The organism is Oleiphilus sp. HI0043, assembly GCF_001634935.1.
In genome coordinates this window covers 1-559 of the sequence record NZ_LWEY01000682.1, presented here as the reverse complement: position 1 = coordinate 559, position 559 = coordinate 1, and the positions used below count along the sequence as shown (strand labels likewise).

At 42.0% G+C, this 559-nt stretch carries 1 protein-coding gene; it reads right to left on the bottom strand.

The window, feature by feature from the left end; genetic code table 11:
- Positions 1–104: 104 nt before the first annotated feature.
- A complete protein-coding gene (locus tag A3729_RS08165; RefSeq protein ID WP_068510086.1) occupies positions 105–458 on the bottom strand; it encodes a hypothetical protein in 354 nt (117 codons plus the stop codon).
- Positions 459–559: the final 101 nt, after the last annotated feature.

Genomic DNA, 559 nt, shown 5'->3' with positions numbered 1-559 from the left:
ACGCGATTAAGCTCTGGGTTCAGTAGTTTGATGCGAGCATGATGAAAAAAACCGTCATCGCTAATTTGATGATTCTGGTTTTGTCCATTTGTGATGAAACGCTTCTAGGTTTCTAATTGGGCATTGTCGAGTGAATTATGAACATTTTGGCCAATATTTTCTTCTTGGCTGTCTGCGCTGATAATGCCACTTGCCTGTTCCACCGGGAGCAAGCGGGTCATGTCATTTCGTGCCGTTAAGGCTTTAACAATACGCCTTAAATTAGCTGTGTTAGCATTGGTTTCATTAGCGATAAGTAGCGTGTCTTGTATATGCTGGGCAATTATATTGCTTTCACGCTCTAATGTTCGCTCTGCGTGATAAGAGAATAATAGCGAGACGGACAGCAAAAATATCGTGCCAATAAGGATACTTGGTATCGCTAACTTGAAGGATAGTGATGTAGTTAGCTTATTCATTTACGTTTGTTGCCACGTCAGTATATGCCCAGTGCTATTCAATGAGGTTAGGGGCTAGGCAATTGACTGATATGTGTCAGGAGTGTGCTGACGTCGATAAT